At 66.0% G+C, this 20,505-nt stretch carries 19 protein-coding genes; 5 read left to right on the top strand and 14 right to left on the bottom strand.

The window, feature by feature from the left end:
• Together BRAO375_RS10190 and BRAO375_RS10185 are read right to left on the bottom strand one after the other, a co-directional pair.
• The coding region (locus tag BRAO375_RS10190; protein WP_035639851.1) for a DUF5666 domain-containing protein at nt 1–1,026 on the bottom strand (1,026 nt) is incomplete at its 3' end.
• Entirely contained in the window at nt 1,023–1,871 is an 849-nt protein-coding gene (locus BRAO375_RS10185; RefSeq protein WP_009027382.1) for a DUF6502 family protein, read from the bottom strand. The genes BRAO375_RS10185 and BRAO375_RS10190, both read right to left, overlap by 4 nt.
• A gap of 142 nt (nt 1,872–2,013) precedes the next feature.
• Here BRAO375_RS10185 and BRAO375_RS10180 point away from each other — a divergent pair, with 142 nt between their 5' ends.
• On the top strand, nt 2,014–3,393 hold the full coding sequence (locus BRAO375_RS10180; RefSeq protein WP_244423156.1) for an O-antigen ligase family protein: 1,380 nt from the start codon (nt 2,014–2,016) through the stop codon (nt 3,391–3,393).
• Nucleotides 3,394–4,173: 780 nt separating this feature from the next.
• On the opposite strand, the gene BRAO375_RS10175 is transcribed toward BRAO375_RS10180, so the two are convergent.
• Complete coding sequence (locus BRAO375_RS10175; protein WP_009027380.1) at nt 4,174–5,049, bottom strand: C40 family peptidase; 876 nt, start codon at nt 5,047–5,049, stop codon at nt 4,174–4,176.
• On the bottom strand, nt 5,042–6,424 hold the full coding sequence (locus BRAO375_RS10170; RefSeq protein WP_009027379.1) for a leucyl aminopeptidase family protein: 1,383 nt from the start codon (nt 6,422–6,424) through the stop codon (nt 5,042–5,044). Before BRAO375_RS10170 ends, BRAO375_RS10175 begins: the two co-directional genes overlap by 8 nt.
• 200 nt (nt 6,425–6,624) lie before the next feature.
• On the opposite strand from BRAO375_RS10170, the gene BRAO375_RS10165 reads away from it, so the two are divergent.
• A complete protein-coding gene (locus tag BRAO375_RS10165) occupies nt 6,625–7,443 on the top strand; it encodes a tetratricopeptide repeat protein (protein WP_009027378.1) in 819 nt (272 codons plus the stop codon).
• A gap of 6 nt (nt 7,444–7,449) precedes the next feature.
• Here BRAO375_RS10165 and BRAO375_RS10160 read toward each other — a convergent pair whose 3' ends face one another.
• From BRAO375_RS10160 to BRAO375_RS10115, 10 genes are all read right to left on the bottom strand, one after another.
• Nucleotides 7,450–8,688 (bottom strand): Zn-dependent hydrolase, encoded by a 1,239-nt coding sequence (locus BRAO375_RS10160; protein WP_009027377.1) that lies wholly within the window; start codon nt 8,686–8,688, stop codon nt 7,450–7,452.
• Between the two features lie 85 nt (nt 8,689–8,773).
• Complete coding sequence (locus tag BRAO375_RS10155) at nt 8,774–9,748, bottom strand: type II secretion system F family protein (RefSeq protein WP_009027376.1); 975 nt, start codon at nt 9,746–9,748, stop codon at nt 8,774–8,776.
• 9 nt (nt 9,749–9,757) lie between these two features.
• A complete protein-coding gene (locus tag BRAO375_RS10150; RefSeq protein ID WP_009027375.1) occupies nt 9,758–10,732 on the bottom strand; it encodes a type II secretion system F family protein in 975 nt (324 codons plus the stop codon).
• 11 nt (nt 10,733–10,743) lie between these two features.
• The gene (locus tag BRAO375_RS10145; protein WP_083842457.1) at nt 10,744–12,207 is read right to left on the bottom strand and encodes a TadA family conjugal transfer-associated ATPase; all 1,464 of its coding nucleotides are present in this window, start codon (nt 12,205–12,207) and stop codon (nt 10,744–10,746) included.
• A gap of 21 nt (nt 12,208–12,228) precedes the next feature.
• Nucleotides 12,229–13,497 (bottom strand): CpaE/TadZ family protein, encoded by a 1,269-nt coding sequence (locus tag BRAO375_RS10140; protein WP_009027373.1) that lies wholly within the window; start codon nt 13,495–13,497, stop codon nt 12,229–12,231.
• A complete protein-coding gene (locus BRAO375_RS10135; RefSeq protein ID WP_009027372.1) occupies nt 13,494–14,234 on the bottom strand; it encodes a CpaD family pilus assembly protein in 741 nt (246 codons plus the stop codon). Before BRAO375_RS10135 ends, BRAO375_RS10140 begins: the two co-directional genes overlap by 4 nt.
• A 22-nt stretch (nt 14,235–14,256) precedes the next feature.
• Nucleotides 14,257–15,735: a type II and III secretion system protein family protein gene (locus BRAO375_RS10130; protein ID WP_085964485.1), complete on the bottom strand. Its 1,479-nt coding sequence runs from the start codon at nt 15,733–15,735 to the stop codon at nt 14,257–14,259.
• A gap of 17 nt (nt 15,736–15,752) precedes the next feature.
• Nucleotides 15,753–16,550: a Flp pilus assembly protein CpaB gene (cpaB, locus tag BRAO375_RS10125; RefSeq protein ID WP_035639848.1), complete on the bottom strand. Its 798-nt coding sequence runs from the start codon at nt 16,548–16,550 to the stop codon at nt 15,753–15,755.
• A gap of 158 nt (nt 16,551–16,708) precedes the next feature.
• Nucleotides 16,709–17,233, bottom strand: a complete 525-nt coding sequence (locus BRAO375_RS10120) for an A24 family peptidase (RefSeq protein ID WP_009027369.1) — start codon at nt 17,231–17,233, stop codon at nt 16,709–16,711.
• A 329-nt stretch (nt 17,234–17,562) separates the two neighbouring features.
• The gene (locus BRAO375_RS10115) at nt 17,563–17,727 is read right to left on the bottom strand and encodes a Flp family type IVb pilin (RefSeq protein ID WP_008964729.1); all 165 of its coding nucleotides are present in this window, start codon (nt 17,725–17,727) and stop codon (nt 17,563–17,565) included.
• 457 nt (nt 17,728–18,184) lie between these two features.
• On the opposite strand from BRAO375_RS10115, the gene BRAO375_RS10110 reads away from it, so the two are divergent.
• The 3 genes from BRAO375_RS10110 to BRAO375_RS10100 all read left to right on the top strand — a co-directional run bounded on the left by BRAO375_RS10110 (nt 18,185) and on the right by BRAO375_RS10100 (nt 20,473).
• On the top strand, nt 18,185–19,012 hold the full coding sequence (locus BRAO375_RS10110; RefSeq protein WP_009027368.1) for a sterol desaturase family protein: 828 nt from the start codon (nt 18,185–18,187) through the stop codon (nt 19,010–19,012).
• Between the two features lie 127 nt (nt 19,013–19,139).
• Nucleotides 19,140–19,640 (top strand): pilus assembly protein N-terminal domain-containing protein, encoded by a 501-nt coding sequence (locus BRAO375_RS10105; protein WP_035639845.1) that lies wholly within the window; start codon nt 19,140–19,142, stop codon nt 19,638–19,640.
• 284 nt (nt 19,641–19,924) lie between these two features.
• A complete protein-coding gene (locus BRAO375_RS10100; RefSeq protein WP_009027366.1) occupies nt 19,925–20,473 on the top strand; it encodes a TadE/TadG family type IV pilus assembly protein in 549 nt (182 codons plus the stop codon).
• The last annotated feature ends 32 nt before the right edge of the window (nt 20,474–20,505 follow it).

Below are 20,505 nucleotides of genomic sequence, written 5' to 3'. Positions count from 1 at the left end.
TGGGCTCGGATTGTGCGGCGCGCCCGGGCCGCTCGGAGCGTTGCGGCCACCCGGGCCACCTGGACCACCCGGTCCCTGCACCGGACCCTGGCCGCGCGGCATCTGCGGGCCTTGCACGGATTCCCCGGGAAAGCGGGTCACCGCCTGCACGGATTCGGCGCGCAGCCCACCGGCGCCGTCCGGCACGGCGTTGAGCACGACTCGCGTTTCGCCCGCCGGCTGGAAGCGCGAGTTGTCGCGCGCGACATAGCCGGAGCCGAAGCGCAGCTCGTTGCCGACGCGCTGGACATAGCCTTCGACCAGGAGCCGGCTGGCGCGGGCGAACTCCTTCAGATCATCCGGTCTGATCCGCGCAACCTGCATTACGCCCTGCGCCACGCGGCCTTCGGCCTGCACGCGCCGGCCGACCAGCGCCTGGTCGACGCCGGTGAGCCGCAGCCCGCCGATCGACACGCCGTTGCGGTCACGGACCACGACGCCGGTGACCCGGCTCGTGGCCGTCGTGCGCGGGTCCACCAGGCTCGCGACGATCACGCCATCACTGCGCCTTAGCCCGAACACCGCGACCTCCGCGCCGACCTTGCGCCAGCTTTCCTGGCCCGGCGAGATCACGGTCTGGCCGAGCACGGTGAGCTCGCCCGGCCTGACCGCCTCGATCGGCCCGGTGACCTCGCTGACGATTTCGATGCGGCCCGTGCTGAGCGCGCCCCGGGCGTCGCGCTGCGCCAGCACGCGGGCGAGCTGGCCAATCTTCAGCGCCTTCACGGATGAGGCCTCGCCATCGATCGTGACCGGCACGTTGGGCGCGTAGCTGACGCGCTCGCCATTGACGAAGATGCTGCCGAAGCGCTGGATCACGCCGACGATGCCGGTGCCGCCCATGCCCTGATCCTGGCCGCCGCGGATGCCGGTGCCGCCGATACCCTGGTCGTCGCCTTTGCGGGTCTGCCCCCAGGCCAGCGCCGACGTGCCGGCGAGCCACAGGCCGGCGAGCAGCGCCCTGCGCGAGACGTGCCGCCTGCTCATGATGGGCCGCCTTCCTCAGGCGTATCCTTCGGCTCTTCCAAATAGATGTAGACGCCGAAATTCCAGCGGGCATCGCCGCCCTTGTCCTTGGCGAGCGCGCGGTTGGCTTCGCGATTGGCGGTCTTCAGCGCCTCCATCGCGAGCTCGCGCGAGCGCGCCTCGAGCCGTCTGGCGAGCTTCGGCGACAGCCCGTCATAATGCACCGCGCGCTCCATGAAGCGCGGCGCGGGCTCGGACACGTTGGCGGCGGCGGCGGCGATATGATCATGCAGATTGCGGCCGAGATAGTACCATTTGCGGTCGTCGTCGCCGCGGGGCACGAAGCCGGTGTCCGTCAGCACGATGTTGTCATCGGCATCGATGCTGACGAGATTGCGGTCCAGCCATTCGTCGAGCACCGCGCGCGGACGGACGTCCTTGGTGATGGTGCTGACCAGAGCCTCGAATGACGGCGCATCGCCTTCGGCCGTTCGCGGCAGCGGCAGCGGGTCGCCTCTGGGGTCGGTGAACTCGGGGGCGGCGAGCCAGTGCGCGATGATGGCGCTGGTCCGTGACAACGTCGTGGGCACCACGTTGACCGGCGCGCCGGCCCCGCGCAGCCGCGCCACCTCCTTGCGATGGATCCCGGTGAGCAGGCTGACGCGGCTGTCGGTCTGCGGCTTGCCGTCGAGCGCGAAATCGTGCTCGGCGACGTTGACGAACAGCTCGCGCAGCAGCTGCGCCAACGCAGGAAACGTCATCCCGCTGCGAATGCATAGCCGCACCAGCGGGCGCAGCAGCCGCGCCAGCGGGGCATGCAGCTGCGCTGCGGTGAGCGGCGCGGGCAACCTGGATTTCGGATTCATGACCAAATTTTAGCCGGCCGAACTGTGGGACACAATCCCACACATTCGTTGACGTGTGAAAAATTCCCACGTATTGAAGGCGACGTTCAACCCACGGTCTCGTGCCGCGGCGGCAGTGCCAGGGCGACTTGCAGCGGTCACGTTGCAGCCGGCGCGTTGCAGCCGCACGCGTCGGGTCCGTCTGATCGGGGAGTTCGATATGCTCCAGGAGGCGTATCTCATGAACGTCGAGGGCCGTGCTCCGGACACGCGGAATCCCGCAATGGCGGGCGGAGCCGTGCAGCCCTGGGCGGACGCCCCGGCCTATGTCCTGATCGTCGATCTGCTCGCAATGTTCGCCGCTGTCGCGCTGCCATGGTCGGCGACGGTGACGACGGTGCTGATGGTCGGCTGGTCGATCGCGGTGATTCCAACCATCGATTGGGACGAGCTCATCAGAAGCCTGGCGCTTCCGGCCTGCGCGCTGCCGCTTGCGCTGTTCGTCTTGGCCGATATCGGCGTGTTGTGGTCTGATGGGCCGTGGGAGTTTGGACTGCAGGCGGTCAATCCGGTGTCGAAGCTGCTGCTGCTTCCCCTGCTGCTCCAACACTTCAGGCGTTCGGATCGCGTCCTCTGGGTGCTGATCGGCTTTGTGCTGTCATCGGCCATCATGATGATGCTGTCATGGGTCGCACTGGCAGATCCGTCGACGCTGACGGCAGCGCTGCCGGTCGAGCAGGCGCTCGGCCGGCATCAGCCATTCACGTTATGTGCGCTCGCGTTGGTGGGCCCGGCTCTCGTCGGCTATTTGCGGGGGCAAACCGGAGCAGCCTTTGCTCTCGCCGGCCTGGGCGCGCTGTTCTTCAGCCATGAGTTGCTGGTCACGCCTGCGCAGACGATCTGCATCGCCATCACGACCCTCATGCTCGTGCTGGCCATACGTCATCTCAGCAGGCGCTTGGCCATGCTGCTGCTGGGGGCTGCGGCGGTGACCGGCAGCGTCGCCTGGGCGGCGTCACCGCTGTTGAGCCGGCCGATCGTGCAGAACGTGGTGCAACACCACCTGACGCTCAGCGGTGGCGGCGCGATGGAAGGTCGGCCCGATTGGCGGCGCACGATGGCGTCGCTCGCCGAAGCGCCGTTGTTGGGCCACGGCACCGGCGCGATGCGTCCGCCGTTCGCCGCCGATGCCCGGCCGCCGCAGCAGATGCGCGGCACAGGCCACGACGTGCAGACCCAAAGCCTGTACGTCGCCTGGCAATGGGGACTGGTCGGTCTCGTCCTGCTCGGTGCCATGTGGATCGGTCACATCCGTCTGGTCCGCGGCCGCGACGGAATCGCGTGGGTCGGATTGACGATCGTCGTGCAGACATGCGTCGGCTCGCTGGTCAGCGGCAATGTCTTCGGCGTCAACGAAGGCTGGGTCTATGTGATCGGCCTCGGCGCGGCCGGCGGCGTCGCGCTCCGTCGTCGAGTTGGAGATCCCGACAAGGCATCAGCCATTGTCGCGGATGCTGATTTGCCCGTCGGGTCAGTGTTCTGAAAATCGGTCAATAGTTTCTGATCAAAATAAATTGCTTGCGCCCCGGGGCAATCAGCGCCATTCATGGCACGTCCTGTCCCACGAGAGGGGCGAACGCGTCGTCACGGGCGTCGGGTGCGGGATGCGGTGGCCGCGATGATGCTGCGTGCGCCTGTGCGCACGGACGAACGGCATCATGCGGACGGTGAAATCGTGTGGTCCTGGCGCCCCGATGCTGGCGTCAAGGTCGCGAGCGCTGATGACGCCCGTGACTGACAGGGGCAAGACAGCCGGTCCCTGGGGAGAGCACGTATAAGCCGTCAACCCATCGCGCAGGGAAGGCCGGATGTTCGGCCCGTACCTGTGGCGACTACGCGTGCTTTCCTGCACGCAACCACGGGTGCGCTCGGCACCCGGCCTTCCCTGCGCCCTCTCACATGTCGAGGGTGGATGCTTCCGCAAAGCTCGGGCAATAGATGCCGCGAGAATACGGACGCTCGCCCTCATGCTGTTTGACAGGTGCATCTGACCTTGCACTGCTCTCTCCGCGTCATTGCGAGCGCAGCGAAGCAATCCAGAGTCCTTGCTCGGCACTGGATTGCTTCGCTACGCTCGCAATGACGGAGGAGGACGGTAAGGTGGGCAAAGGCGCTTGCTCGGCCAGCTGCTCCGACCGCGCCTGTCGTACGCCGTGCCCACCGCTCCAACAACGGTGGGCACGATCATCACGCTGCCAATGGTTATGCCCTCTCCCCCTTGCGGGAGAGGGCGCAGTCACGAGCACCGCGACTCGTGGCATGGTCAGGACATGCCGGCGTGATGAGGTGTTGTTGCGGTCATCCGCTTGATCGCCAGCACCTCGCTGCCCCCAGCCTTGATGCGCGCGATCGCCTCACGGACCGGCTCGATCTGCGTGGCCATGTGAAACGCGTTGGCGTGCACGATCGTCTCGGCATCGCGCACGATGGCGACGTGTCCCTTCCAGAACATCAGGTCGCCGCGACGGAGCTGCGCAGGCTCATGATCAGTCAGCGCGTGTCCCAGGGCCGCGAGCTGCATGTCGCTGTCGCGCGGGCAAGCGGTGCCTGCGGCCTGCAGCGACACCTGCACCAGGCCCGAGCAGTCGATGCCGAGGCTGCTCTTGCCGCCCCACAGATATGGCGTGCCGACGAAGCGCTCGGCCACGGCAACGAAGTCGGGCACGACGGCATCAAGCGGCGCGACGTGCGGCTTCGGCACGAACTGCCCGTCCGCCGTCACGACGAAGCTCGCGTCCTCGCGCGTGACCGCGATCGTCGAGCCCATCACCAGCGTCTCCACCGGCGGCAGCTTGATCGACGGCCCGGGAAACGCGAAGCTGCGCAGCGCGCTGATCCGGTGTGTGGGAGCCGCGGCGGGGGATGCGAGAGCGGCGTCCGGCAGCCAGCCGACATAGCCGTCGGTCGCGAGCTGGCCCCAGGCCCAGCCCTCGCCATTGCGGTCGTAGATCGTGACGCGTTCGCCCTTCAAGGCCTGAGTCGCCAGCTCGGCGCCGGCGTGCGGCTGCTGGCGCAGCGGCGCGATCGGATCGATGACGACGAGCGGCTCGCCGTCGACGAAGCGATCGGCGATGACCTGACCTTCGAGATGCCTGGCCGCGATGTCGCCGCGCGCCGGTGTCAGCCGCAGATCAGCCATAGCGCTCGCTCAAGAGCTTGTAGAGCGCACGCGCGGCCTGGCACTCGCCGCCCTCGGGACGGCCCGGCTTTGCCGACGGCGTCCAGGCGAAGATGTCGAGATGCAGCCAGCTCCTGGCATGCTCGACGAAGCGCTGCAGGAACAGCGCGCAGGTGATCGAGCCGGCGAAGCCGCCGGACGGCGCGTTGTTGATGGTCGCGACCTTGGAGTCGAGCCAGGAATCGTAGGGTGCCCAGAGCGGCATGCGCCACAGCGGATCGTTCTCGGATGCCGCACAGCGCGCGACGTCGGCGGCGAGCGCGTCGTCGTTGGTGTAGAACGGCGGCAGCTCGGGACCGAGCGCGACGCGCGCCGCTCCGGTGAGCGTGCCCATGTCGATCAAGAGATCCGGCTTGTCCTCGTCGGCGAGCGCCAGCGCGTCGGCGAGGATCAGCCGGCCCTCGGCATCGGTGTTGCCGATCTCGACGGTGGGACCCTTGCGCGACGGAAACACGTCCATCGGCCGGAAGGCGTTGCCGGCGACGGCGTTCTCGACCGCCGGAATCAGCACGCGCAGCTGCAGCTTGAGCTTGGCGTCCATCACCATCTGCGCCAGCGCCAGCACGTTGGCGGCGCCGCCCATGTCCTTCTTCATCAGCAGCATGCTGCTCGACGGCTTCAGGTCGAGCCCGCCGGTGTCGAAGCAGACGCCCTTGCCGACCAGCGTCACCTTGGGATGCGATTCATCGCCCCAGTTGAGCTCGATCAGCCGCGGCGCGCGCGTCGAGGCGCGGCCGACGACATGGATGAGTGGGTAGTTCTGCGCCAGCAGATCGTCGCCGACGATGCTGCTGAAACGCGCACCGAAGCGGTCGGCGACCTGCTTCGCGGCGGCCTCGAGCTCCTCCGGCCCCATGTCGTTGGACGGCGTGTTGACGAGATCGCGCGCCAGCGTCGCGGCCTCGGCGAGACGATCGAGCTCCGCAGCGTCGACACCGGCGGGCGGCACGAGGCGAACCTCCGGCGTCTCGATCTTGCGATAGCGGCCGAAGCGGTAGCTGCCAAGCGCGAAGGCGAGCGCGGCGAGCCTGCTATCATGCGGCGCGTTGGCGAAGCGGTAGGTGCCGGCGGGCAGCAGGCCGGGCAGGGTGCCGGGCCGGAACAGGTCGCGGTGCCTGGCGTCGTCGGCCTCGATGCCGAACAGCACCTGCGCGATGCGGCCGTCGGCGCCGGGCAGGATCAGGCAGCTGCCGGGCTTGGCGGTGTAGACATTAGCCTCGGCGAAGTTGCGCGCCTCCGTCGACAAGCCCGCCTTGATCTCCGGCCAGCTCGTCTTCGATACGAAGGTGATCGGGATCGCTGACGCTGCGGAGGAGGTCTCGAAGATCGACGGCATGCCTAATGGTTCCCTAAAGTCGCGCCCGAGGGCCAGACTTCGCAGAGTTTGCCGGCCGCTGCAATCATGCGGGGCGCATGGCCCTTCGGCCGACGCAGATGTGACCGACGCGCCCGCATGGCGCCATTAACCGGCTGTTAGCGTTAACAGTTTATTGCTGGCGCGTTCAATTCGCTCGTCTCTCCCTGAGTCCAGTGACCATGCGTCAGCAGCCTTCCATCGCCCGGCTCGCAGCCTCCGTGGCGTTCGCCGCTCTCATCGCCGCCGGCCTCGGCGGCTGCCAGACCGTCTCCGACGTCACGGGCTCGCTGGGCAGCCGCGCCGAGCCGCCGCCGCCGGCCACGCCGCAGCGTGCGGCCGAGGTCTATGGCGAGCGCTACCGGGCCAATCCGAAGGATGCGGCGATCGCCGTTGCCTATGGCCAGGCGCTGCGCAACAACGGCCAGCGCGAGCAGGCGGTCGCCGTGCTGGAGCAGGCGACGCTCGCCAATCCCGGCAACAAGACCGTGCTCGCGGCTTACGGCCGCGCACTCGCCGACAACGGCAATTTCAAGCTGGCGTTCGACGTGCTGTCGCGCGCGCACTCGCCGGACAATCCCGACTGGAAGCTGCTCTCGGTGCAGGGCACCGTGCTGGACCAGATGGCGCGGCACGACGAGGCGCGGCGTTACTATGAGAGCGCGCTCAAGATCGTGCCGGGCGAGCCGTCGGTGCTGTCCAATCTCGGCCTGTCCTACATGCTGACGCGGGAGCTGCCGAAGGCGGAAGAGGCGCTGCGCCAGGCCTATGGCTCGCAGCGGGCGGACGCGCGCGTGCGCCAGAACCTCGCGCTCGTGATCGGCCTGCAAGGCCGCTTCGCCGAGGCCGAGCAGATCGCACGCGCCGACCTGCCGCCGGACGAAGCCGCGGCCAACGTCGCCTATCTGAAGCAGATGATTCAGGGGCAGCGCGAAGGCCAGGGCAAGGGCAAGGCGCGCAATGCGGTCCCGATGGCTGCGCTGAGCCAGCCGGACCAGTGAGCGCGTCTACGACGCGCCCGCGAGCAGCCGACGACAGGTTTCGACGAACACGTCGGCGCCGGTGACGATGTCGGTATCGGACGTGTTTTCGGTCCAATGATGGCTGATGCCGCCGATCGACGGCACGAACAGCATGCCGGCCGGCATGATCGTCGCCAGCACCTGCGCGTCGTGCCCGGCGCCGCTCGGAATCCGCAGCGACTTGCCATCCGCTAGATCGCGGCTCGCGGCCTCGATCGCATCCTGGAAGCGGCCGTCCATCATCGCCGGCGCGCCGGTGCGGATGCGCTCGACTGCGACCTGGCACGGGCCGGCCGCGGAGACCTGCTCGGCCATCTCGCGCAGCAGCGCTTCGAGCCGGTCGATCACGGCGGCATTGTCGTCGCGAATCTGGAACAGCATCTCGGCCTGGCCGGGGATGATGCTCGGCGCGCCCGGGTCGAGCGTGATGCGCCCCGTGGTCCACACCGTGCGCGGGCCGCAGGCGGAGGGAAAGCGCGCATCGATGTCGACGCAGAATTTGGCGAGCGCCAGGCCAGCGTCCTTGCGCACCGCCATCCGCGTCGTCCCGGCGTGGTTCTGCTCGCCGGTGAAGGTGATACGGTATTGCCAGATGCCGACGATCGAGGTGACGACGCCGACCTTGAGCTCGCCTTTTTCCAGCGTATCGCCCTGCTCGATATGAGCTTCGAGATAGCCGATGTGGCGGCCGCGCTCGGCCTGCAGGCGAGGACGCCCCGCGAGGCCCATTTCGGCGAGCGCATCGCGCATCGTGCGCGGGCTGCTGCGGTCGCGCGCGGCGTCGATATCTGCCTCGCTCACGTCGCCGACATAGGAGCGACTGCCGAGGAAGCTGCCGAAATGGCCCTCCTCGTCGCACCAGGAGGCAACTTCGACGGCACCTGCGATCGAGGGATCGGGATTGAGCACGCGGGCGGCTTCGAGCGCGTAGATGACGCCGAGCGGGCCGTCGAGCCAGCCGGCATGGTTCTGGCTCTCCAGATGCGAGCCGGCCAGCAGCTTGGGGCCAGGCTTGCTGCTGGTGCCCAGCACATTGCCGATGCCGTCGATCTCAGGCGTGAGCTGCGCATCGGGCAGGCGTGCGGCGAGCCAGTCCAGCGATTGACGGTGCGCTTCGGAGAAAGTCGGGCGGTGGACACCGGTCTTGTAGGTGCCGAACGCGCGCAGCGCGTTCAGATCAGCGAGGACGCGGGCGCCGTCGGCGCGGCGGAGAGTGTCGGACATCAGGCGGAGACCTCGATCATGCTCCGCCTAGAGTCCAGCGTGGGGCCGTAACCGCAAGCGAAAATTTCGCTGGCGCGGCCGGCTGCTATTGCATGGCGGCGACCTTGATGCCGGTCGGTCCAAGAATGACGACGAACAGCACCGGCAGGAAGAACAGGATCATCGGCACCGTGAGCTTCGGCGGCAGCGCCGCGGCCTTTTTCTCCGCCTCGTTCATGCGCATGTCGCGATTTTCCTGCGCCATCACGCGCAGCGACTGGCCGAGCGGCGTGCCGTAGCGCTCGGATTGCTGGAGTGCGAGACAGACCGACTTGACGCCTTCGAGGCCGGTGCGGCGGGCGAGGTTCTCATAGGCGACCTTGCGGTCCTGCAAATAGGACAGCTCGGCCGTGGTCAGTGTGAACTCCTCCGACAGCGCGATCGACTGGCTGGAGATCTCGATCGCCACCCGGCGGAAGGCGGCCTCGATCGACATGCCCGACTCGATGCAGATCAGCAGCAGGTCGAGCGCATCGGGGAAGGCGCGCTTGATCGACAGCTGGCGCTTGGAGATCGCGTTGCTGAGGAACAGCATCGGCGCCTGCAGGCCGAGATAGGCCATGCCGACGCAGATGCCGATCTTGATCGGCATCGACTTCTCCAGATGCGCGATCACGAAGACATAGAGCACGGAGCCGACGAACAGCACCACCGGCGTCACCAGGCGGGCGAACAGGAAGGTGATGTAGGGGGCATGGCCGCGATAGCCGGCCATGATCAGCTTGTCGCGCGCGGCCTCCTGCGCCAGCCATTTGGTGAGGTTGAAATCGTCCACCACCTTGGCGACCAGCTGCTTCGGCGTCTGCCGCAGCGAGACCTTCTCGCCGGCATTCAGCCGCTCGCGCTCGCGCTGCTTGATCCGCTCGCGCTCGCTGGCGACCGCCTTCATGCGCTTGTTCAGGTTCTCGCCCGCGAACAGCGGCATGATCAGCGTATAGACGGTAGCGCTCGCCGCGATTGCGGCGAAGAACATCGTCATGAAGTGCGGGTCGTGCAGCTTGGCGACCAGAAAGTCGACCATGGTTCACCCCTAGAAATCGAAGTTGATCATCTTCTTCATGACCATGATGCCCATCGACATCCAGACCACGCAGCCGACCAGCATCAGCTGGCCCGTGGGATGGGTCCAGAGCAGCGAGATGTAGTCGGGCGTGCTGAGATAGACCAGCAGCATCACGATCGGCGGCAGCGATCCGATGATGCCTGCGGAGGCCTTGGCCTCCATCGACATCGCCTGGATCTTCTCGGCCATCTTCTTGCGGTCGCGCAGCACCTTGGAAAGGTTGCCCAGCGCCTCGGAGAGGTTGCCGCCGGACTTCTGCTGGATCGCGATGACGATGCCGAAGAAGTTGGCCTCCGGCAGCGGCATCCGCTCATAAAGTCTGGCACAGGCCTCGCCGAGCGGCATGCCGATCGCCTGCGTCTCGATGATCGCGAGGAACTCGCTGCGGAGCGGCTCGGGCGCATCGGCGGCGACCACCTTGATCGATTCGAACAGCGGCAAGCCGGCCTTGATGCCGCGTACGATGACGTCGACCGCGTCCGGCAGCGCGGCGAGGAATTTCTTCTCGCGCCGTTTCTTGAGGTAGCCCAGAATCCAGCGCGGCAGGCCGAAGCCCGCGGCGAAGCCGAGGCCCAGGGCGCCGAGCGGACCGCCGCCCGAGAAGAAGGCGATCGCGCAGATGACGAAGCCGAGGACGCCCGAGATGATCCAGAATTTCTGCACCGTCCAGTCGAGGCCAGCCTGCGAGATCCGGATGTTCAGCGGGACCTTGCTCTGCTTTTGCGCCTTGGCTTCGAGATCCTTCAGCGACGATTCAACCTGCTCGCGGCGCGAGCGCTGATTGCGCTCCGCCTGGCGGACCACCGGCTCGGCCTTGGCGACGGAGCTGCGCCGCTGCTCGGCCTTCCGCTCGCCCGACAGCATCGGATAGATGAAGACCCATGCGATGCCGCCGATGGCGGTCGCGGCGAGGAAGGCGAGGGCGAGAGCCTGAAACTTCATGGAGCTCTCCGTTATTCCTTGGCCGCAGCTTCGGCGGCATCGAGCGCCGCCGCCAGCCGCTTCTCTTCGCCGTAGTAGCGTGCGCGCTCCCAGAATCGGGGGCGGCCGATGCCGGTCGAGCGGTGGCGGCCGATGATCTTGCCGTTCGCATCCTCGCCGATCATGTCATAGAGGAAGATGTCCTGGGTGATGATGGTGTCGCCTTCCATGCCCATCACCTCGGTGATGTGCGTGATGCGGCGGGAGCCGTCGCGCAGACGGGCCGCCTGCACGATGACGTCGATCGAGGCGCAGATCATCTCGCGGATGGTGCGCGACGGCAGCGAGAAGCCGCCCATCGTGATCATGGATTCGCAGCGCGACAGCGCCTCGCGCGGGTTGTTGGCGTGCAAGGTGCCCATTGAGCCGTCGTGACCGGTGTTCATGGCCTGGAGGAGGTCGAAAGCCTCCGGGCCGCGGACCTCGCCGACGATGATGCGTTCGGGACGCATACGCAGACAGTTCCTGACCAGCTCGCGCATGGTGACCTGGCCCTCGCCTTCGATGTTGGGCGGTCGGGTTTCCAGGCGCACCACATGCGGCTGCTGCAGCTGGAGCTCGGCCGCGTCCTCGCAGGTGATGACGCGCTCGTCGTGGTCGATGTAGTTGGTCAGGCAGTTCAACAGCGTGGTCTTGCCCGAGCCGGTACCGCCGGATATCAGCACGTTGCAGCGGACGCGCCCAATGATCTGCAGGATCTCCGCGCCTTCCGGCGAGATCGCGCCGAACTTGACCAGCTGATCGAGCGTCAGCTTGTCCTTCTTGAACTTACGAATGGTGAGCGCGGGACCATCAATCGCCAGCGGCGGCACGATCGCGTTGACGCGGGAGCCGTCGGCGAGACGGGCGTCGCAGATCGGCGAGGATTCGTCGACACGGCGGCCCACTTGGCTGACGATGCGCTGGCAGATGTTGAGCAGCTGCTGGTTGTCGCGGAAGCGGATGCCGGTGCGCTGGATCTTGCCGTTGACTTCGATGAAGACCGTGCCCGCGCCGTTGACCATGATGTCGGCGATGTCGTCGCGCGACAGCAGCGGCTCGAGCGGACCATAGCCGAGCACGTCGTTGCAGATGTCGTCGAGCAGCTCCTCCTGCTCGGCGATCGACATCACGATGTTCTTGATCGCGATGATCTCATTGACGATGTCGCGGATTTCCTCGCGCGCCGACTCGCCGTCGAGCTTGGCGAGCTGAGCGAGGTCGATCGCCTCGATCAGGGCGCCGAAGATCGTCGCCTTCACCTGGTAATAGTTGTCCGAGCGCCGGGCTTCCACCACTGGGGGCGGCGGCGGCGGAGGCGCCTGCCGGGTCGGAGCCAGAGGAGGCGACGACACGGCCGGAGACGCCGCGCGCGGCGCCGGCGCCAGCTCGGGCGCCGGGGCGGCCGGCCTGAGGGCCCTTGTATCGTTGTCCGTTCCGCTACGCTTACCAAACACGACTTAGAACTCCACGCGGGCTTACTTCGCCTTCAGCTTGTCCAGCAGAGGCGACAGGAAGGAGCCTTTCGGCTTCTTGGTCTCGCTGCGGCCGGTAAGCCGCTGCGCGATCTGGAGGAACATCTCGGTCGTCCGATGATTGGGCGACATCTCCGCAATCATCTGCCCATTGTTCGCCGCCGCGCCAAAAATCTGCGGCTCGAACGGGATGGTCACGATCGGTGGACTTTCGATCGCCTTGGCGAATTCGCTGGCGTTGATCTCCGGCCGCTTGGGAACGCCGACCTGGTTCAGGCAGTACAGCGGCATGCGGTCGTTCGGGCGCGCCGCCTTGAGGAGATCGAACATGTTCTTGGTGTTGCGCAGCGAGGCGAGATCGGGCGCGGCTACGATCAGGATGTCGTCGGCGCTGATCAGCGCGCGCTTGGTCCAGCCGGACCATTGGTGCGGAACGTCGAGCACGATGCAGGGCATCGACGCCCGCAGCGTGTCGAAGACCGCATCGAACGCCTCGGCACCGAAATCGTAGACGCGATCGAGTGTCGCGGGTGCGGCGAGCAGGCTCAGATGATCGGTGCACTTCGACAGCAACCGGTCCATGAAGGCGATGTCGATGCGATCGGGCGAGAACACCGCGTCGGCGATGCCCTGGGCGGGATCCTGGTTATAGTCGAGACCGGCCGTGCCGAAGGCGAGGTCGAGATCGGCGACGACCGAGTCCATCGCGAGATCGCGGGCGATCGCCCAGGCGATGTTATGCGCGATGGTCGACGCGCCGACGCCGCCCTTGGCGCCGACGACGGCGATGATGCGCCCGACGGCCTTGGCCTCGGGGGCCGAAAACAGGTTGCAGATCGACCGGACGACATCGATCGGCGTGACCGGCGACAGCACATAGTCGCTGACGCCGCGCCGCACGAGCTCGCGATACAGCGTGACGTCGTTGACGCGGCCGATCACGACCACCCGCGTGCCCGGATCGCACACCGTGGCAAGCTGGTCGAGGCCGGCCAGAATATCCGAGCGCGCGTCGGTCTCCAGGATGATGACGTTCGGCGTCGGCGCCGAGCGATAGGCCTCGATCGCGGCCGCCATGCCGCCCATCTGAACCTTCAGATGCGCCTTGCCGAGCCGCCGGTCCTCACCGGCAGCCTGGACCGTGGCGGCGGTTTCCACCGTCTCGCAGAACGCCTGCACCGAGACACGCGGCGCCGGCGCGATATGATCGTCGGCCGGCGGCGGCACGACGTCAGGCTGCTCCTCTGGGGTCTGTCGGGCGTAGCTGATCATTTGCCTGTGTCGCTGAGTTTGGCCTTGTCGGCCTCTGGATACGTGATCGCGGTTGACGCTCCCTTGCGGTACTTCTCGAACAATGCGGTGCGCCGGGTGGTGTAGGACGGAGTTTCGGATCGCGGCTGCACGAGATCGGCCGGATTGTCGACCATCGCTGCCATGTTGCGCTGGTAGGCGCAGCCGAAGTTCCAGTCAGGCTTGTTGTCGAACCAGTTCTTGTTCTTGACCGACGGCCCGAGATCATCCGGCCATAAGCCGCACGGACCTGCGGTAGCCGACAGCTTCGGATAGCTCAGCCGGATCGCGGCCATCTGGCGTGGATCCTTCGGCTGGTAGTTGCGAACCGTCATCCCGTGCGGCGGAACGCCCGCGGCGGCGAACAGGGATTGGATCTCCCGCATCGAATCGGCGGCGGCACGGGCGTTCGGCGTGCCACTCGGCACGTCGGCGACGATCGCGCCGGTGCCCTGGCGCATCCAGCTTTGTGCCAGCCCCATGACCTCGGCACGCTGCTCCGCTGTCAGGCCGCCGCGGCCCTGGCCGACAAAGACGACGAGGGAGTCCGGAGCTTCCTGGACCGCGATCGGATGGCGCAGCCGGTAGTCGTCGGGAATGCTGGCCGTGACGGCCGGATCGCCGCGGAAATTGCAGGCGCCGAGCAGGACTGCGGTCCCGGCAAGAGCGGCTGCAAGCTGCAGTCGGCGGCGTCGAGCGGGGCTGGGTGTCGTGGTCATCTGTGCAGGTCCTTGTCCCGGCTCAGTCCGTGATGAAGCCATAGGTGCCGCGATAATTGCGACCCGGCTCGGTGCGGCCCGGCACGCCGTAGATGCGGTTGATGCTGCCCAGGAGGTCGGCCTGCGGATCGGAGGCCGCGGCAAAGCCGTCGTCGGGGCGGGAGAGATCCTTCTGCGACACGGCCCGGACGACGAACGGCGTCACCAGCACCATCAGCTCGGTCTGGTTGTTCACGTAGTCGCGACTGCGGAACAGGGCTCCCAGAACCGGAAGCTGCATCAGGCCCGGCATGCCGCTGATCGCCATCTTGGTCTGCTGCTGAATCAGACCGGCCATGGCCATCGCGCCGCCGGAGGGAATCTCGAGCGTCGTCTCGGCCCGGCGAGTCTTGATCGACGGTACCGTCAGCGAGTTGACCGTGGACGAGGTCACCGCCTGCGACAGCGTGATCGCATTCTCGTTGGAGAGCTCCGAGACCTCGGTCATCACCCGCATCGAGATGCGGCCTTCGCTGAGCACGACCGGCGTGAAGTTGAGCGAGATGCCGAACTTCTTGAAGCTGATCTGCGTGGTACAGACATGGGTTGTAGGATCGCAGGAGTAGCCGGCCGGGACCGGAAACTCGCCGCCGGCGATGAAGGTCGCGGACTCGCCGGAGATCGCGGTCAGGTTGGGCTCGGCCAAGGTGCGGATCACGCCCGCGTTCTCCATCGCCCGCAGCGTGGCCTGCACCGACGGGGTCGATCCGAACGCTGCGCTGATGGCGTTGTTCGAGACGAGGTTGCTGCCGTAGGCCGTGAACGGATTGGAATTGTTGAAGTTGACGACGGCCGTTCCGTAGTTCAGCTGGCCGGAGAGATCGATGCCGAGCTGCTTGACGACCGAGCGCTGAACCTCGGCGACCGTCACCTTCAGCATCACCTGGTCGCGGCCGCGCACCGTGATCGAGTTGACCACCTTCTCGGCGCCGCCGGCGAGACGCGCCGCCAGCTCGCCGGCCTGCTGGGCCTCGATCTGGCTGGAGGCCGAGCCGGTCAGAACGATGCCGTCGCCGAGCCCCTCGATCTGGATGTCGGCGTTCGGCAGCAGCTGCTTCAGCGCGGCGCGCGCGCCGTTGAGGTCGCGCTTGACGGCGATGTCATAGGCGGCGATCTGCTGGCCCTGGGCGTCGAAGAAGACGATGTTGGTCTGGCCGACCGCGGCGCCGATGATGTAGGCGCGCTGCGACGAGCGGACCACCGCGTTCGCGATCTTGGGATCGGCGACGAGAACGTCCTTGATGTCGCGCGGCAGGTCGATCACGACGGACTTGCCGATGCCGAGGGCGAGGAAGCGCGCGTTGATCTGGCCGTCCGCGGCGGCGGTCGCGGCTGCAGGACGATAGTCCGCCGCGATCACCGGCGCGAGCGCCGGATTGAAGGTCAGCGCAGCGGCGGCCGAGAACGACAGCGCGCGGACCATCAGGGTCCGCAGTTTCCGCTGAGTTTCGCTGCAAGTCATCTTGGTCGTCCTCTCGATCACTTCTGCGTCGTCATCGTGCTGGGAATGCCGAAGCGAACGACGGCAACGCTGTCTCCGCGCCTGCGGTTGTCGTCCTGGCGCTTCTCGACCATGTTGACGTCGGCGATGCTGCGCAGCGCCAGCGACAACGTTCCGGTCTGACGCGCGCGGGCCAAGGTCTCGGCCTGCTCCGGTTTCAGCTCCAGCGTCACGGTCTTGCCGACTACCGTGGTCTGGCCGTCCTTTTCCTTCGGCGCCTGGTCAATCGCGAGTACGCGAATGTTGGGCAGAATGATTTCGGAGCTGACGACGTCCCCAGCGTTGGGCTGGTCCGGACTGCGCTCACGCTTCGACAGGATCACGTCGACGCGGTCATTGGGCAGGATGAAGCCGCCGGCGCCGGTCTCCGGCGAGATTTCGGTGGAGACGGCGCGCATGCCGGCCGGCAGAATCGCCGCCATGAAGCCCGAACCGTCGGATTTGACCAGCTTCTGCTCGCGGATCGGCTCGCCGGCAATGAACGGCGCCCGCGCGATCGTGCCCGTCACTTCGTTCGGTCCTTCCGGCCGTTCATTGCGGCGGATGAAGCTGGAGCTCGCGGTCGAAGCCGGCCAGCTCTGCCATTGCAGATGCTCCGGCTTGATCGACTGGCCGAGGCCGATGTCGGATTTGGCGACGAGGACGTCGACGGTCGGCACCTGCGGCGCGGGTGCGGCGACTTGCGCCGGCCGGTCGTCGGACCCGCTCGCCAGATATGCGGCCACGCCGCCAGCGCCCACAGCGATGGTCAGAACCACAATGCGTGCGGTATTCATACGCTTCACTTTCCACATTACGCCGCGACGCTTCCGCCGCCGTGATGGGAGTTGAGCAGTTATTCGTCAAAGCATGGTTAATGAGGCGTATCTAAATCACCCTAACACCGCGTTGACACGGTGTTGTCAGGGGAGGGTGTTGTCAGAGGAGGGTGTTGTCAGAGCAGCGCGAGGCGCGCTGCGTCGACCGCCTTCACCCATTCGGTTTCCGGATAGACCATCAACGCGCCGAGCGCGAGCGCGATACCATAAGGGATACCGCTGTCCTTGGCATGAAGGCGTGCAAGCCAGGGTTGCCCCGCCAGCGCATAGGGCAGAGGCCATTGCCGGAACTGCATCAGAGCGAGCGTGAGCACGCCGCCGAAGATCGAGGCGTAGAGCAGGTAGTTCATCAGGTGGGCGAAGCCGAACCACAAGGCGGCAGCGGAGGCGACCTTGGCGTCGCCGCCGCCGATCCAGCCGAATGCGAAACACGCGAAGGCGATCACGAGCAGGGTCGCACCCGCTCCGAGATGCGTCAGCATGTCGGCCATGCTCATTCCGCTCAGCGGCGCCAGCACGAGGAACCCGGCAACGAGCGCCAGCGAGATGCGGTTCGAAATGGTCATCGTGAGCAGGTCGCTCGCCGCGGCGAAGGCCATCAGGGCCGGAAAGATCAGCAGGCGGGCGAGATCGAGGGTCATGGGCTCTCAACGATATCGAGACGGCGCTGCATGCACCGGCGCTCGGACTCTAGCGGCAAGAGTTAAAGGATCGGGAAACGGCCCATAGGTTCCGCCGATCGCCCTGGTCTTCACCAGACGCTGGCGATCCGAGCCGCGAGAACGACGATGGACAAAGCAAGTGCGCCGCAGACCAGGCGCAAGGCTGCATCGACCTGCCGCGGCGGACGCCGCGCTGCGACTGCGGAGACAACGTGGTTACGCATCACTGAACGCCGCTGAGCTGAAGGTCGAAATGATAAAGGCCCCGGGAATTCCGGGGCCTTCTTTTGCTCGGTCGTGACGACCGCTTACTTCAGCGACGAGTTGATCGAGCCGAACTTGGAGCTCAGGCTGGAGCCGAGACCGTTCACGGCGGCGATGATCGCGAGCGAGATGCCGGCGGCGATCAGGCCGTACTCGATGGCGGTCGCGCCGGATTCATCCTTCACGAAACGAGCAAGAAGATTCTTCATAGGGTAACTCCATGTACACGTGGCTGGTCGAACAAGTTCTGGTCGTTTCGGCGTTCTCAGCACCGTGACCATGTGGGCACCCTAGGGGGCAGGAATTTCGGCGTAGTTAATTCAACCGATGAAACCTCGCTTCCCGCGGCCGTTCGTGCGCAGAGTAAATTTGGCATGAACCGAGCCGCAAAAAATGGAAACAAAATCCGTGGTGGTCAGCATTGCGTCTTGAGATCCGTCACCTGCGCACCAGGCCGCCCCGTATATACACTTGATATATGCACGCGATCCGGCGCGGCCCTCCGCGCTTCGACCGGAGCGTCGAGACCACGAGATCCTCTGTTTCTGACGCGGTCGGTGACGACGATGCGTGAGGGAAGGGCGCCCGTGCCCGAGGCGCGTGGGTTCACGGCTCCTTAAGCGCCAGGGAGTACCCCTCGGAGACGTTCAGGAAATGAGGCACGTTATGTCCGGTCTGCCATGGGAAGTCGCGCTGATGCTCGGCCAGACCATCGAGAAGATTTTGCCGATCACGTTGATGCTGGCGGTCGTGTTCTCGGTGCTCAGCCATTTCTGGGCCTGTAATCCCGGCAAGCCGTGGTGGCAGAAGCGCGAGCTCGTCACCGACATGGTGTACTGGTTCTTCGTGCCGGTGTTCGCCCGTGTGCTCCGCATCGGGCTGCTGGTGCTCGGAGCCGGCGTCATCTTCAAGATTCACGAGGCCGATGAGCTGATCGCCTTCTACGAGAACGGCCATGGTCCGCTGGCTCAACTGCCGGAATGGGTGCAGGGGCTCCTGTTCATCGTGCTCGCCGACTTCATGCTTTATTGGACCCACCGGCTGTTCCACGGCGGCGAGTTCTGGAAATATCACGCCGTTCACCACTCCTCCGAAGAACTGGAGTGGATCTCGGCGGCGCGCTTTCACCCGATCAACCTGATCCTCGGCACGATCGCCGTCGACGTGATCCTGCTGATGGCCGGCATCTCGCCGAACGTGATGATCTGGGTCGGCCCGTTCACGACCTTCCACTCCGCCTTCGTGCACGCCAATCTCAACTGGACGCTCGGGCCCTTCAAATACGTCCTGGCGACCCCCGTGTTCCATCGCTGGCACCACACCGCGCTGGAAGAGGGGGGTAACACCAATTTTGCCGGGACCTTCCCGCTCTGGGACATCCTGTTCGGTACGTTCCGCATGCCCGATGGACAGCTTCCGATGAGCTACGGCAAGGATGAAGCGACGATGCCGGGTGAGTTCGCCGGGCAGCTCGCCTTTCCGTTCCGCCGCTGACGCGTCGGTCTTGAGGATTTGGCGCACGTTTGGAGATCGTTCACCAATTGAGCGCAGATTTGCCGCGTCGGGCGCCGTCACCGCTGCGTATCGCTTGAGACGGCTCGAAGATGCCCCGGGGTTGAGTATGTCGTTCAGTGTGTCGAGTCGTCTCTGTGTAACCTTTGCCCTGCGAGCCGCGGTCGCGGCAGCGCTGCTGTGGCCGGCGGCCGCCTCTGCAGATCCCGATCCGGCCATCGCCGTGAACGTCGATCAGGCCAAGCTGGTCAAGCTGCCAGATCGTGTCGCGACCCTCGTGGTCGGCAATCCGATGATCGCCGACGTCACCTTGCAGAGCGGCGGCATCATCGTCGTCACCGGCAAGAGCTACGGCGCGACCAATTTCATCGCGATGGACCGCGGCGGACAGGTGCTGATCGATCGACAGATTCAGGTGGCCGGACCCACCGACCGGCTCGTCACGGTCTATCGCGGCGTCGATCGCGAGACCTACAGCTGCATGCCGATCTGCCAGCGACGGGTGACCCTCGGCGACGGCGACAACTACTTCAAATCGGTGCTCGATCAGGCCGGAACGATGTCGAGCCAGGCCAGCGGCAATGCCGCGTCGGCCCCGAAAACCAACTGAGGCGCGAGACGTCCTCCCTTCGCGTTGAGTGCATAGCCCGGACGCGGCCGCAGCGCGTCGGTCCGGGGCGTACCTTGACGCGCGCTTCGATCCAGCGATCCCGGCAGACCTCAGCACGATCTCTTCATCAGGGCCGCGGCCGGTGCGGACGACGCCGCGGGAATGGTTAGCGGAGGGTTGCCGTGGCCGGCCATCTCGTTCGGATTGTAGGCAACCCTTTCCCAAGAAGTTTTCGCTATTTCTTTCACCCAGGTTGATGTGCCTTTCCAATTCCGGGTCAAACAATGCAAGCCTCTGTCTCCGCGACCGGTTCGATCCGCAGGCTGTTGCGGCGCTTTCGGCGCAATCGGCGGGCGTCGGCCGCGCTCGAATTCGCGCTGGTCGCCCCGATCTTCTTTGCGCTGCTGTTTGCGATCATCGAAACGGCCCTGATGTTCTTCGCCGGGCAGGTGCTCGAGACGATCACGCAGGACTCCGCGCGCATGATCCTGACCGGGCAGGCGCAGCAGGGCTCCTACTCGCAGTCGCAATTCGCGAGCTACGTCTGCACCCAGGTCCCTGCGGCGCTGTTCGACTGCAACAAGATCTATGTCGACGTGAAGAGCTACTCGTCGTTCTCGAGCGTGACGATTCCCAGTCAGATCGACGCCAGCGGCAACTTCGTCAACAACATGACCTACAGCCCTGGGGCGGCCGGAGACATCGTCGTCGTCCGGGTGTTCTATCAGTGGCCGATCTTCGTGACCGGGCTCGGCTACAACATCGCAAACCTGTCCGGCAGCAAGCGGCTGCTGGTGGGCACGGCCGCATTCAAGAACGAGCCGTACTCATAAGGAAACCGAGAGCCCAGTCATGAGCGATGTAA

The organism is Bradyrhizobium sp. ORS 375 (assembly GCF_000239775.1).
Lineage (GTDB): Bacteria > Pseudomonadota > Alphaproteobacteria > Rhizobiales > Xanthobacteraceae > Bradyrhizobium.
The sequence above is the reverse complement of the archived record's forward strand: the minus strand, read 5'-3'. Positions and strand labels throughout refer to the sequence as shown.